The organism is Novosphingobium sediminis (assembly GCF_007991615.1).
GTDB classification, from domain to species: Bacteria; Pseudomonadota; Alphaproteobacteria; order Sphingomonadales; family Sphingomonadaceae; genus Novosphingobium; species Novosphingobium sediminis.
In genome coordinates, this window is the sequence record NZ_BJYR01000031.1 from 29549 (window position 1) to 44761 (window position 15213).

General features: G+C 59.4%; 5 protein-coding genes. All 5 read right to left on the bottom strand.

The genetic code is table 11. The annotated features are described in order from the left end of the window. Nucleotides 1-39: 39 nt before the first annotated feature. A complete protein-coding gene (locus tag NSE01_RS19455) occupies nucleotides 40-6003 on the bottom strand; it encodes a DEAD/DEAH box helicase (protein ID WP_170233912.1) in 5964 nt (1987 codons plus the stop codon). Continuing rightward, a complete protein-coding gene (locus tag NSE01_RS19460) occupies nucleotides 5993-9289 on the bottom strand; it encodes an STY4851/ECs_5259 family protein (protein ID WP_147161264.1) in 3297 nt (1098 codons plus the stop codon). Before NSE01_RS19460 ends, NSE01_RS19455 begins: the two co-directional genes overlap by 11 nt. A 109-nt stretch (nucleotides 9290-9398) precedes the next feature. Next, nucleotides 9399-13214, bottom strand: coding sequence for a DEAD/DEAH box helicase (locus tag NSE01_RS19465; protein WP_147161265.1), 3816 nt, complete (start codon nucleotides 13212-13214; stop codon nucleotides 9399-9401). Next, the gene (locus tag NSE01_RS19470) at nucleotides 13208-14620 is read right to left on the bottom strand and encodes an EH signature domain-containing protein (protein ID WP_174812067.1); all 1413 of its coding nucleotides are present in this window, start codon (nucleotides 14618-14620) and stop codon (nucleotides 13208-13210) included. Before NSE01_RS19470 ends, NSE01_RS19465 begins: the two co-directional genes overlap by 7 nt. After that, on the bottom strand, nucleotides 14617-15213 hold a 597-nt coding region (locus NSE01_RS19475; RefSeq protein WP_147161266.1), incomplete at its 5' end, for an OmpA/MotB family protein. The genes NSE01_RS19470 and NSE01_RS19475, both read right to left, overlap by 4 nt.

Below are 15213 nucleotides of genomic sequence, written 5' to 3' on the forward strand. Positions count from 1 at the left end.
TGACGCCTTCCTCGCAAGCCTTGCGAGGGCAACGCGAGATCATTGTTTGGTAACCGCGAAGTAGCTTTCACCGGTCCCCGACACTGCCGCGTTTGACCTATAGAGATCACTCGCTTGTGCTGCTGGTGCTGCGCGGAAGTCGTGCCTCGGCGGGTTGCCAACGATACGCCAGTACCCAAAACCTTGATCAAGCAGGACGAGAGCCTTGCGCCCGTCCGCATACTCCAACTCGAGCTTCCGCCCGTGAATGGCGCTTTCGGTCACCTCGAGGGCGACATCGAGACCAAGCTTTTCACCCAGAAACTGCGCCACGTCCTCCCGGTCGCCCTCATGATCCCAGTCGTTGAAGATCCGATACGGCACACGGTCTTTCTTCAACGGCTGTACAACCACATCGACTTCGACTGTGTCACCGGCCTTGAGTTCTGCGGCAAGAGTCTCGCAGGTCCTTAGGAACAGAAGCATGGGCAGCGGCGCATTGAGGTAGCGGTCTGAGTAGGAAATCCTGATCAGCTTGCCCGGATGCCAGATGCCTGCGGCTTCCATTTGCTGCTTCAGTTTTGCGCCGAAGCGCTTGCCAAACTGTCCAACCGGGCATTGGCCAAAGCTAAGCATGACCTCCACTTTGTCCCCGGGAGCGACTTGGCGCTCGAGGTCGTCGGCAGCGATCAAAGTGAAGGGCGTTGGCGGATTAACGCTACCGGAAACGACAGCATGGGTTTCACCAACGCCCCATCGCTCGCCGGGTTGCGCCGCATTCTCGTCGCGTGAAAAGAAACCCTTGGTGCTGTCCTGAGAGACCAATTCAGCGATACGATGGTTTCCGAAACGGCCTCCTGCAGCTTCGCCCAGTGCAAGCCGGAAGTCGTTGCGTACTGCCGTGTCGCGCAAGAACCGGCGCTCCACCTCAGCCAAGCTATCGGACGATTTGCGGGACAGAACCAGCGTCACCGGGACGCCGCGGGCGGAGGCAGACGAGAAAAACGAGCGCATCTTGATCGAGGATAGTTCGGCAAGGTCGAATGCATCGGGCAGGAATACAGTTACGCTATCCCCGCTACGGGCGCGCAGCAGAATTGTGTTTGCTGCATCGTTGACAGCCTTCGCATCCGCAACGGCCCGGTCCTCCTCAGGCAACTCGGCATTCGTCTCAAGGAAGGCACGGACAGCGATCAACGCCGCGTTGCGGTCCAGGCGCCCTTGCTGTTTGTAGAGATCTGGCGCCAGCACACAGGCCGAGCACCCCATTTCGCATCCCTTGGGGCAGTCGAGAACATGAGAGGCCCGTTCAAACACATGATAGATGTCGTCGAGCAACCTCGGCGCATACCCGGCGCCGCCAGAGGCTTCGTCAAACAGGTGAACCGAAGGCGTCTTGCGGCCCAACTGGCCATCCCTTGCCGCAACTGAAATTCCCAGCTCGCGTGGCTCGATGCCAAGCCAGCGGGCGAGACTTTCACGCAGAGCAGCGCCGAGTGCCCAGGCTGCGCCGTCGCTTTCGAGCCCCGGCAACTGGACTTCGACCACGTCGGTCAGAACCTCGTGCCCCAATGCCAGGGCACGCGTGATCGCGTACCCTTGATCGTTCCCCGAACAACGATCAATCGCCTTCTTGTCGCGTGGCGTAAGCGGCCAGTGATCCTTAAGCGCGTCAGTGCCGGCTTCCCCGGCTCGTCCGCACTCGAGGCAAATCTCGTAACCCTTGTCGTTGGGCCCGCGCGAATGGTGGTAGATGTAGCCATCGTGCGAAGCACGGATGCGACCGCTGGCCGGTTGCAGCAAGGGTTGCCACAAGGCGTCTCCCACGCTGACCTTTGGTGACTTTGGTTCGATGTAGACAGCCTGATCGGTGTCGGCATGGGGCTGCGCGTTCCAGTCGACCCTGAAGCCGGCCGGCTCGAGGAATTGCTCCGTCTTGACGTGCGGATCGCCGCAATGGTTGCAACGCTCGGCCATCTGGTGATCGGAACCCGCCCCACCGCATTGGTCGCACCACCAGGCCCAGCGCAAGTTCTGTGGCTCGCGCTGCCCGCTATCAATCGGGCTCAACCAATTGAGAGTTACGCCGGCCGACTTCCAGACGAGTCCATCGACCACAACCTCAGCCCCCGGAGCATATTCTCGAATGGCAATGTCAGCATTGCGGGTCGGGCACTCATAGCGCCGATCCCGGGTTCCCTCCTCGTCGGAGCGAAGACGCTCCTGCGCTTTCTGAGTTTCTGCACACAGGGTATCGAACGGGACAACGGCTGTAGGGAACCCGCTTCCCGGGATCAGGGAGCGGTTGGCCAGCTCTTTGAGCAGGAACTCCTTGCACAAGCGCCGAGCCTGGAACTCGATTGCCTTCTTTGCTGGCCCATCAAGCGCATCGGCATCGTCCTTCAGGCGCTGCCAGGTCCGTTGGAAGTTTGCAGTTTCCTGTTCGAACATCACGGCCGTATGCTCTCGAATCTCAGTGTCGAATTCGAGCCCCGTGCCCTTCAGCAAGCGTCCAAGGCCAGCGTCCGTCGTCGCTGCGGTAGCCGGCAGTCGGAGCCATTCACAGAAGGCCCCTACGGGCGGCAGCCCTTCGAAGGGACGAAGATCAGCCCTGGAGCCGAAGAAATCGCCCGTCTTGGTCCGCGCGAACTCACCGTCCACCTCCCGGAACCATTGGGCGAGCAGATAGGCGTTCGCGTGGCGCTGGGCGATACGGTCGGAATCCAGAGACACGCGGGGAGAAGCGAGCTTGCGTCCGAGGTAGCTGGCAGGATCGGCGAAGGTTTCCTGATCGAGCGGGGTGTTGCGGGCAATTGTCAGGCTCGTCGAAAACCCTTGGCCCCGTCGACCCGCTCGTCCCGCGCGTTGGTTGTAGTTGGCAATCGAGGGCGGAACATTGGTCATCAGGACCGCCTCAATCGAGCCAATATCGACGCCCATTTCCATCGTCGTCGAGCAGGCAAGGAGGTTGATGTCGCCTTGCTTGAACTGCTCCTCGAAATCCCGCAGCCGGTGCGGCGGCTGCTGCGCGCTATGTTCTTCCGCGCGCAGATAGGGTGTCGCTCTTGCCGCTTGGTCGTGAATATCGGTCCATAGACGCTGGCTGCGAAGAGAGCTCACCAACTCGTTGTCTGCGAGCCAGTCGGCTAGCCTTTGCTTTGCTTCGGAATTGAGTGGGCGGGTGTAGGGTAGCTTCGGGAATTCGACTTCCGCGACCACCTTGCCGTCGAACCTTCCAGTCCCAGTCGTGACTAGGTTTGGCGAACGGCCGAACACGAGCCGGGGCAACACCCGCCGTGTGAGCGGGCATTGCCAGGCTTTGGTCACGGCTTCGATCTCTGCGGTTTTCTCGAGGCGCAGACTGAATGTGCCGCCGACACCGGAGAGAAGCGGCGCCATGTGTTCCCATGCTGTGCGAAGGAGTTGATTGATCTCGTGGCGATCGCGCGGCTCCGAGATATCCAACCTCAAAGCGGTAGCAAGGAGGAGGACAGCCGCCGGTTGCCCACCTTTCGTGTTAACCGATGGCCAGAGGATATCCCTCTTGGAACCGGGAGGTTGATCAGGTCCGATGACATTCCGGGGACGCGCCCGCCCGGGCATCCAACGGGCGTCGCCGTCATCTACGTCCAACGCAAAATAGCTTCGGAGATAGTCGACCATGAAGTAGAGGAAATCGCGCCAGTCCTCGATTGAGTAACTTTTTGCCGCAACAGCCTCGGGCAGCTTTTCCTTGCCGATCCGCTCGATGTCCGGGAAGCGCAAGCGTGCAAGTCCCAGCGTTTCCATAGCATTGGCGTTGCGTGGCCGGCGAGCAAGTTCACGGAGTAGCATGAAGCGGGCAAGCGCTTCACGATTGTCATGATAGCGCTCGCTGCGATCCAGGTCCCAGACTTTGGCCATCATGCTGATGGTCGGCTCGGAGGCCAGAGCCGATATCAGGTCCTTCCACGCAATGCCGGCTGCGCCCCCACCGTTGAGCTCGGCATCGATCTTTGCGATGTCGTCTTTGAACGATGGCATTTCATCGACCAGGCTCGCGAGCTTGGCGCGCTTCTGGATTAGCTCCTGCCGTTTCACCTCGGGCAAGTCGCTTCCTTGAGCCGCCTTCTGCACCGCATGGTAGATGAAACCGCGAACAAATCCGCGCTCACCGTTGGTCTCGATATTGGCGGCAAACCGGGCCGTGCCCTGTCGGCTGTCGGAGAAGCTGATCAACTGGCGGCCATCAAAAGGCAAGGCATGCTCTGCCTTGTGCGGTGAAACGCCTTCCAGGAGTATCGGCGCCGCATTTTGGGTCAGGAACGGCGTGCCGAAACGGAAAGACAGCATCGCGGGCCGTCCATGGCGCTTGTTGCTGAGGCAGGCCGGGCAACGCCCCTCGTTCAACTGCGTCAGCGAGAATTGGCTCGTGTCGTCGGTCAATTCGCCGCTGATGACGTCAAATCCAACAGGCGTCGACTGGGGTTGCGCGTTGATAGCGATCAGGCGTGGATGCCCGATGCCGTCCGGTTGCCGCTCTTCCTCGTCGTCTTCATCATGGTCCCGATCGCGGTAACTATTTTCGCGAAACTCATCGGTGTCCTGATCGCTGCGCCGCGGCAAGACCCTGTCCCCCAAATCGTCCGCAGGCAGGAACGGCTCGCCACAATCCGGGCAGCTCTGAATCTCGAACACCAGCGACTGGCAGTGTGGGCAACTGTCTTTCTGTTCAAACAGGACTGGGCCGAATGGCCAGCCGTCCGGCCGTGTGCCCCCGGTGCAGCCCGGATTAATGCAGGTCCACAGGCCAGGAATGGCGCGTGTAAAACTGTGCGCGCGCATCGGCAGGACCGGTCTCACCTCTTTGGCATTGTGCGCAGACAGGTCGAGCAGGATCTTGTCTGCAGACGTCGTCACAGATGACAGAGATGAAATGGTCTGCGGCTTCTTTTCGAGCATCTCGGCCACCACGCGGGCCGCCGGATCGTCGGATGCAGTCAGGACCTTCGAAAGATCCACAGGTTGCGGCTTGCCGATTACGACATGCGTGCGCTCAAGCGGGACGCCAGCGATATCGGAGAGGAAGCGCTGCAGTGAAGCGACTGCCTCCGCGTCATCTGCCGAACCTATGGTGGCCGAGGTCGCTACAAATCGAACCTGATCGGGCGTCACATCGAACGCATTCATGACGCGCCGAAGCAGCAACGACAGCTCCGCAGCGGCTGAACCGATGTAGCTATGTGCTTCGTCGATCACGATCCAGCGCAGCTTGCCCCTGGACGCATCGAGTATCTTACGGTCCTCACGCCGGATCGTCATGTATTCCAGCATCGTCTGGTTCGTGACGAGAATGGGTGGAGGGTTCACGCGGAGCGTTTCGCGGTAAAGAACCTGATGCGGGACATCGTGCTCGGCCTTGTCGCGGTTTGATTTCCGCGCCGTGCCCATCAGCCCGTTGTAGAGGGCGAAGCGGACATCACCGGTGAGCGGTCTGGTCCAGGCCGTCAGACGCTTCTCCTGGCTCGCGATCAGGGCATTGAGCGGATACAGCATGAGGGCTCGCACACCAGTCAGCTGACCTTCTGCTTCAGATGCGCGGACCAGATCATCAAGCAGCGGAACGAGGAAGCACTCGGTTTTGCCAGAACCGGTCCCACTAGAGACCAACACTGATTGCGGGTCTGCATTGCGCAGCAGTTCCCAGGTCCTCAGCTGGTGGGCGTAGGCAGGATAATCGAACCGCAACTCCGCATCGGGCGTTTTCGTGATTGCGTCGATCGTGCGCGGATGAAGTAGTGAAGTGAGTTCGTCAGGGCGCTTGCCTGACGAAACATAGCCGGGTGCTGCCTGAAAGAGCTGTTCCGACAGCAAGGCACCCTTGGAGGAATCCGTGCCAGCGAGGTTCTGCCGGAGAAAGGCATTCAGGCCCTCATGCCTGATGCCAGCACGAGACACGACCGCTTCTGCGAGGCCAGCCTGCAAGCGCCGATGGACATCCATCGGCGACAGACGGGTAGGCTGGGACATATCATCAGCGGTCATTCTTGAGCTCCGTAAGCACGTAGCCATAGGCCTTGGCGAAGTATGTGGGATGACGTCGCTCGACGTCTTTCACCGTTAGAATCTGTACCTTGTCGAGCGTGATCCGCCCCATAGCAGCAAAGGCTGCGACAAACGGGGCGTCGAAGACGCGCATGAGGGATTCGAGAAAATTTTCCTTCGGGAGTAGCTCGCGGAAAGCGGGGCGAAATGGATTGAAGCCACCGGCATCTGTGCTGATGCCCTCGCTCGTGTGGTCGGTGAAGTGACTGCGCACTTCTTCCCAGGTCGACGGCGAAAAATCGCGGCAAATCAGAGGAGCCAGCTGGGGAGCACGTGCCGCAATTTCATTCTGGCGCTCAGTGAGTCTGGTCAATGCCCACTGGGGATCATCCAGCCGGGTAACGAGATAGTGCCCTTGGGCCTGGAAAGCTGCATCCCATGCGCCGTATGGCAAGAGGATCCAGCTCGAGCAAAGCCCGTCGAACAATTCGAGAATGGTCGACAGGTGCAGCTCTTCACAGCGGTACAGTAGCAGGGGAGCCAGTGCACCGGCGTGAACCAATTTGCTGAAGATCTCGAATGTCTGCGGTGGAAGGCCGTTGAGCGACAAGGCCAGTTTCATAACGACCTGGATCGTCTGACTGGCCTCTGCCGTCGTCGGATCTTGCGCTATTTCGGTAAGGAGGGACTGCAGGTCCTCTTGCGCCTTAAGGAATGGCTGGGCCATGGCCCGGCCGAGCCGGTGCTGCGGAAGTTCGGGATCAGGATCACCTGAGACAAATTTGGGTCTAGTGAAGACGCGCGAACCCTCACGAAGATAGACGAGCCAATCACCTTTGAGACGCGGCAAGTGAATAAGTTGGCCACCAAGGCCACTTTGCAGGCCGTCGTAACTGCCAAATTCGAGCTCTTTCTCGGGAGCCCCAAGTGAGCGTCCACACACCCTCACATCCTCACCGACTATAGCGGTTTTTGGGCGCAAGCCTCCATTTGGCTCCCACTCTAAGCTGTTACCAAACTCCGTTACATACCAGTTATCATTGCTCCCGTTGTGGAAATCGAGCCTGACCTGAGCGTCGATGCCAAGGGGGCGCATGAGAGCTGCAATGTCCGTTCGCAATGCGGACAGGCCAAGCTCCCCATCAATTCGCCAGTTGGCGTCCAATGCTGCGTCAGCATTATGGGCAACTTCCCCCATCAGGATCGAAGTCGAGGGGACGCGGGCCACCGTGTCACGAAGATCGGCCAGGCCAAGAACTGCGTCGCGCGGGAGGAGGTCTCCGTCCCAGGTTGTGAGCCATTCCTTCGATTGGAGCGGAACCTTCAGATCGAACGCAGGAGTTTGCGCGGCGGCCAAGCGTAAGGTCAACACGGCCCGGCGTGGAGGATCAATCCGTATCCGCCAGCTGTGCTTCGAACTCGGTGCTTCGTCGCCAAGTACAGCTGCCCCGTCCCAACCGCTCAGCTCAATCTCCGAATGAGTCCCGTTGCTCCGCTGCGTCAGCTCAAAGTCAGCGGGCAGAACGAACGCAGTCTGCCGATCGCGCACATGACCTGTTGCACCATCGAGCCAAGCGAATTCGCACAACCCAGGTCCCGCAGCGGCCAGGTCTTCCGACCAGCTGCGTTGGCCTGCAATCCGCCAGCGTACCTCTCCCCGAGATGCGACCCGGTTTGAAAGACCATCTGACACCTGCGCATGGAGCGGGTGCTTGAACAGCTGTTCGCCATCCGGTGCCTGTACTCCGGCAATGGCATTGGCCACGATCGAGAGGCGGTCTTTGCGGTCCGCACTCTGTCCGGTTCGCACAAGGAAACTGTCGCCGTTGCTCTTCTGAGCTATGATTGAGCCCGCGCACCGGTAAAGACTGCGCCCGGGAGAGAAGGCAAAATCTTCGGGCTCAATCTCGGCGTTGTCGTCTTTTCCTCGAACTGACCAGTCCTCGGGAACATCGATAAAAACAGGCTCCGCTTTGTAAGCGCCGGAGCCTTGGCCGATGAGAGCAAAGGTTGTGCGCTGGGCATCTGTGCCGCGCGGTTCGAAGACACGCAGCCCGCCGCTCACGGGCTTACCGCCGGGCAGCATAAAACCGCGTGCAAGCCGGTCTCCGCGTGCGTGAAATTCGGCCGTAACCGGTAGGTCGAATGGAAACTCGATTGCCGCCTCACTTCGCATCGGTCTTGCGATCCAGCGGTTCGCGTCCTCGTGCTCAAGATAGGCAAGTCTGCCGGAAATTCGGTCCGCCAATCCATCGGAAGGCTGGAGGAACACGCGTATGTGATCGCTGGGTGAAAGCACGTGGTCCTTGTCGTCCCACCGTCCATCGAGGTGGAAGTCGAGGCACTCACGCCAATCTTCGCCGTGCCGAGACATCATCCGGCCAACGCGAATGCTGCCGCTGCTAGAGAGCTTTTTTGCTTCCAGCAGCGTATCGATCAAACCCGCCGCCGCCCCATCCAGGGTCATTGGCAATTCATCGCGCCAATCCTCGTAGGCCTGGTCCAGCCGCGCCGAGTAAGGACGGCCATCGGCCGGCACTTCCTTGGCAACGAATGCACGCAATTCGACGATCTTGAGCGCCAGCTCGCCGCAGATCGCGTACATTTCCTGGCTGCGCCAGATCGTCGGCAGCAGGTATTCATTCCGTTCGCAAATGGCGACTGCGGAGCCAATGTCCTGCACATCAGCGCCCAAAAGCTCGCCAACAGCCCGTTCGAGAAACTTTCTTGGCCAGCTTGCGCCACTTGCCATTGCGGCGGCCGGGAACCCGCCCTGACGCGCGAGATTGGAGAGACGCTGGTTTCCGTGCGCCGTGATCAGTGGTTCAACGCCCCAGGCATCGAAACCGCGATCTGCGAGTGCCCGCCATTCTGACTGTGAGAGCTGAAGCCCCAAAACCGCTTCGATATCGGCCCATCGTTGCATCCCGCCCTGGTATGAGCGCCGGAACCAGTCTGCAGCCCACATGACGAAAGCTGGAGCAAGTGACGGCCGAAGCAAGTCTGATGAGAGATTGGCAGAGAGCTTCGCTTCGATCCGCTGAAAAATTCCCGGTCCGAGCTTGTAGCGATAAAGTGGGACGCCAGTTGGGCGCGGTAGACCAAGGTCCCCGCAGGTCGCACCCAAAGGATGTGGTCCGCTATCTGCTGCCCTGGCCAGCTGGATCGCCCGGATCATCATAATACGCGAACCGCCGCTTGCGTGAATGTCTGCGGCAATCTTACGCAATTGAGCTGAGTCGTAGCGCGCAGCTTCGATTTCAGACTTGAAATCGCGTCCGTCCATTCCCGCGCTCACCCCTGGCACCTTCGCATTTTCGGATGCCAAACAACACCCACACTTACCGCAACATCTCTGAATGTTACTTCGTAATCAATGATGACGGTCAGGCTTATCAGTTCATTGCCCGAGAACCGGAAGTCGAACCTTCGTAAAAGGCATTCACAACACAAGACCAGCGCGCATTCATGACGCCGTCGATACCCCGTCCAAGATCCCAGATGACGGTATCGCCTTTCTCAAGCCTAGCCCTGACAAAGCGATCGTGCAGGTCACCTACCGACCGCCGCGATTTCTGCGCCAGATGGAGGGGAACGGAGGCCAGCATCCGCTTCCAGCGATTTTCTAGGTCTTCCCGCTGGTCACGCGTGCTCTCTGGGTCACGGGTCTGCACGGAATCGGCGTCGAAAGTCACGATTTGCACCGCAGCGATTTCCGATGCGAGCTGTTCAAAGCGGCCGATGAAATTGATCAGGCGGCTCCGAGCTTGTTCGTCAGCGCAACAATAAGGATCCTGGATTTCGAGCCGATCAATGCGTGCGTTGCGCACGTACTGCTCGAAAATCGTCCAGTCGCGTTGTCCATATTGTTCAAACACGACTCGCTGAACAAAAGGAACGCGCGCTTCGGCTGTTTCCACGGGGCTGCGGACTGAAAGAATGGGCCGCCGGTTCGAGCGCTCGGCGCCATTAGGCGCAGCATCTTCAGGATCAGATTGGGATTGTGAACGCGACGTTCCGCCCAAAGCCGGTTCGGCCGCGCTCGCAGAATTCGGGCCATGGCCCGGATCACTGGGTGTGCTTTCGCTCGAGAATCCAAGAGTACGGGCAATTTCCTCCTCGCCAGTCGGATCTTCGATCGCCGGGTTCGCCACTTGAGGCGCAGGCTCGTCTGGCTCTCGAGTGCTTGCGCTGTGATGGAGGTCGTCAATGTCCGTTGCCGCTTGCGCGGCGGCGGCAAACGAACTGCTCTGATCCCGGCTTTCCGCAGGGCGTCCGTCAAGAACGTCGGAAAGCAGGTCCTCCACGTCACGATCGCTCTCCGGCGGCATGAGCAGGCCGCGGCTCAGCAAACGCTTGCGTTCCATCAGAGCGTCGAGACGCTGGTCGAAACTCGAAGGGCCGATCACTACATCCGGATGGACAGCCATCGGGATGTGGATGGTCACTGGTCTCGTCTGACCGATCCGGTAAGCCCTGTCAGTCGCTTGATCCTCGACAGCCGGATTCCACCAGCGGGACAGATGGATCACATTGTTTGCGGCGGTGATCGTGAGGCCTACGCCGCCAGCTTTGGGAGACAGGATGAGAACGTCGAACGAGGCCGGCGAGCTCTGGAAGGTGGTGACCATTTCCTGACGCTTATGGCCCGCAACCTGCCCGCTGATGCACATCGGGCGACGTTCAAGGGCAAAGCGCTCCTGAATTGCCATCGCGAGGAAGGCCTGCATCTCGAGATCTTCGCAGAATAGCAGAGCCTTTTCGCCGCGCTGCTTGACCTCCTCCAGGATTTCGAAGGTCTTCTTGAGCCGCGCAGATTGCCCGATGTAGTCGTCGATGTTCGAAATTCCGCGCGGCGGCGACGGATGGAGCGATGTGCCGCGCAGCATATGCAGCACTTTGAGCATCGCACCCTGTTCGCCGCTCTCTCGTAGCGCTCGCGCTCTGGCCAACACGAGGTCGTAGGCCTGCGCTTGAGCCGCCGGCATTTCGACCGGATATTTGCGAGCCCTTTTCTCCGGCAGCCCGGTCAGGATTTCGTCCTTCATCCGACGCAGCATGAAAGGCGGAAGTTCCTTGTCGCGCTCAATCAGTCGGTGCTGCAGTTCGCCAAGGCACTGAAGATCGTTGGCCGGGAAACTATTCTCGAATTCCCGGCTTGAGCCGAGGAAGCCTGGATAGACGGTATCGGTAATCGACCACAGGTCCTGCAACCGGTTCTCGACCGGTGTGCCCGTCATGGCGATCTGGATTGTGCCGTTCAGTGCCTTTGCCGCGCGGGTCATTTGGCTGGCAGGATTCTTGAGTTTTTGAATTTCATCGTAGACGATTGCCGCGAATGGAATGCGTGCGAAGCTCATGTGGTAATCGCGCATTGTCTCGTAGGTCGTCAGGACGATCCCAGCGTCATTCCATTCGGACACATCGAGGCGCGAGGTTCCCCCGCGAATGTCGCTCCCAGCTTCAAGACGAAAATTGCGCAGGTTATCACCGAAGGCTTCGACGACAGGACCCAAGAGCTCTGCTTCGATGTGCTGCGAAAGCTCCGTCTGCCAATTTCGCAGAAGACCGGTAGGTGCGATGATCAAAACGGGCTTCTGTTGAGGCGACCTGCTGCGCAACCAGAGAAGGAATATGAGTGCCTGGAAGGTCTTTCCGAGCCCCATGTCATCGGCGAGCAAGACGCCTGGCATTCGGCGTTCCCAGGCCTCGGCAAACCAGGCAAAAGCCTCTACCTGGTGAGGCTTTGGCTCTGACTTCAGGCCCTTGGGGAGTCCGGGAGCTTTGAAATCCTGCACTTCTTTGTCGGGACGAGGCAGCCGCGCATAGTCCAGCTGCTCGAAATTCTCTCCGACCTGAAGGAAGAAGATTTCGACGCTCTCGCGCTCGGTTCTATCCGAAGCGCGTCCCTCGACCTCAAGAGAAATCTCACGTTCGAGATCAGCAATTGCCCGCGCAGCCTGCAGTGTCGCAGGCGTTGCGGGTATGCTTTCGTCACGCCAGGCGATCGCTTCCTTGCCTGCGTCAATCGCTGTCTCGACTTCGCTTGCAATCGTCTCGGCTTCACCTGGAGCCAACTCGACATGCCGAGCATCGGGAGGTTCCCCGATCCGTAATCCGAACCCCTCGGGCAACCAGCTATTCGGCTTGGGCTTGATCCAGGGAAGGACGGGCTTTTGCCAGACTTCGATCCCGCTGACGCGCTCTGAAAATTGCTGGGTCTCAATGAAGAGCCGATCAGCCGCCTCGTCATCGCCTGCTGCGTCCAGCTTGAGCTCTTCGCGCAAGACACGTTGTGGCGAACGCAGAAATTCGCGCTTTTCCTGGGAGGTGCCCACCTGCTTCGCGCGGACGATGTCGAGGGCTTTGCCCAGCATCGGGTCGAGGAACAGGAGCGTCCCGTCTGAAAGCAGGTAGCTTCGCCGCCCACCGTCCTGGCCCCGGAATCTGCGTTGGAAGTGCAGATTTTCCTGCGGAGTTAACAGCGACGCTTCTTCTTCGTTGACCAGGTCACCTTCAGCGCTTTCGCCTGCGTTTCTCGAGAAGAGGACTGGGTCGAAATCGAAACGCCCATGGTCGGTTTTCGCGTTGAGTGAAAAATTTGCGGCATAGGCAATTCGGACACGCTCGAGAAAGCCGTCGGCCTCGATACCGGTGCCGATGCTGTCTCCGAGCTTGGAACGAAGCTCGGCGAAGGCAGCGCGGCGCTGATCGGCATCATCAGTCGCATTGACCGCAAGTGCGGACTGAAACACCGAGAAGATCGGCTCGGGGATTCGTCCGACACGCCCGCCCTCGCGCAGACGTGCTCCAGCAATGTCGGCGCGAACCGGCAGACCACCACGGCGGACCCATTTCGTATCGACTTTGATCGTTCCTTCAGCGAGCGAACCTCCCGAGTTGAGCTGAAGGGTCAAAGGAGTGGCTGGCGGAAGGCCGAGAGCGAATGCGTCAGCCTCATCAAGTTGTGCGACGATCTGCGGAGGAATAACCATTCCTTCCGCTTCCTCGCAAATCTGTTCGTCAGCATCGAGTGCGCGAGCCAGCGCAAGAGCGGCTTGACCCGCTTCGGGTGCAACTCTGGTCCAATCCGCGACCGGAACCATTACACTTGAAGCGCGGCGAAAGAGCCCACCCGGCTGCTCGAGCAACAACGCAATCGTCTCGCCACCGCTCTCATGCTGCGTGGCAATGAATTTGGTCGTCACCATCTGTCGTTCCAGTTGCGCCCGCGGCCTCTCCCGAAACGGGGATGCGTGATTGAGGTGCGCCGATGAATGATGCCGGCGAATTTTCCTTCCCAACCCGGGCTTGCTGGGACATGCGACTCGTATTCGAAATCCGAGCGCCCTTGAGTGGTACGCAGCTTTCCGCCGTCATAAATCTTCGCGTAGAGTTTTGGAGCTCCGGGGTCGGTGTCGGTCCAGAAGCGACAGGACCCGTTGTCGCTCCACTCAGAGATACGCAGATCGCCAATCTGCATGATAATTGAGGAGGACGAGGCGGGCCCACCCCGGATCATGCCATATTCCGGTCGTTCGCCGCTCTGACGAATGAGGTCTTCGATCGTGTTTCGTGCCCGGATCCCGAGGGCAGGCCAGGCATCGCTCACAAGGCCCTCGTCGAGATATGCCATCCAGAATTTCTCACGTTGCGCCCACTGATCCGGTCGATCCGTCGTTTTTGCGATCGCGCGAAAGAACTCGCGCATGGCAACTTCAGTAAGCCAACGCTTGAAAACCTGCGTGACCTCGCGCGCACGTTCTTCGCCAATCGACGCGGCGAGCGAACGCTTGATCTGTTCCCAACGGTTCGATTTGAGCTGAAAGCGCGGGTCACCGACCTGAATGAGCAGAAACTCGGAAATTGCCTTTCTATGCTCGGGTTCAGGTTTGGTCCCGATCCATGGTTCGAGTAGGGCGCGGACAACCAACTCCAACTGTCCCGCCTGCGCCTCTTTATCAAACATACGGAGAATATTGCGCTGAGGGCCGACTGCTTCGGAAGGGCGAAGCACTGCGGTGGCTTTGCAGGCTTCGGCAAAAGTGGCCTGACCAAACCCGCTCGCTGAAAGGTTTGAGCCAAGGCCCGTCTCGCGCATTAGAAGGGCTATGCCATCCGCATCGCGCGCAACAAAATCGCGCGCCACTTTCGTTGGTCCGATTTGCGGTTTGAACAGGTCCCATCGAGCGCCGCGCTCGCACCAAGCCCAGTCATGCCGCCCGGCAGCGCGGGAGGCCGCTTCTGCAAGCTTGGGCATAATCGAGCGGCCAGTAGGGAAATAGGTAAAGTAGCCATCGATCACAGCCTGGTCGGAACTGCGCCGATGATCGACATCGGCGCGTTCAAGCGCTGCCACGCCCAGATCATCGAATTCCGAGTCACACCAAGCACCGCGCAGGACCCGGTTAAGCTGAAACCGCGGCAAACTATTTGCGCCCGTATCGGCCGCTCCTCGCAGAAATGGCTTAAGCTCAACGACGGGCTCTGCTTCGCCGACACTTGCATCGAGTTTAGCCAATTGCCGCTGCAACTCGGTCTGTATCGTAGGAGGTTTCGCCAGTCCTGCCGATGCCAGGGCCTCCATTCTCGCGATTGCGGACCGCAGCGAGCTCATTTCTCCCGCCTCAGTATGTTGCGATCGAGCCCAGAGCTTGGTGTCGTCATCAGGAAGCGCAAGTCGATCCGGCGATTTCGCTTCTTGGCTTCTTCACTGTCTCCTCGATCGACAGGACGGTCGGGGCCATAACCGCTGAGACTCAGAATAGGCGCCGAGCCGTCCTCACCCTCCGGCTTGTTCAAGAAGCCACGCAATGCCGGTTGATTGCGTTGCAGCATGGTGAAAGTGGTTTCGGCTCTGCGCACCGAAAGCCCATAATTGTTCATGCCGCCGGACATCGCGTCGGAATCCGTGTGACCCTCTACGAAGACAGCATCTATCAAGTGCGGCGAGCGTTCCCCCTTGCAGAGATTGGATGTGGTATAGCAGGGCAAGACCTCGACCATTGCACCTGCGACCTTACTTATGGCTATTTGTCCTCTTTCGGTCAGATCCCATTGTCCTTTGTCGAACAGCACGTCGTCAGGCAACCGCAGCACACCTGTCTTCGTGTCGATCTCGACTTGCAGTCCTTTGTCCTTGAGCGATTGCTGGAGATCGTTGAGGATCTCTGCGCGAGTTCGGTTCGCTCCAGTCAGTTCCTCGGTTTT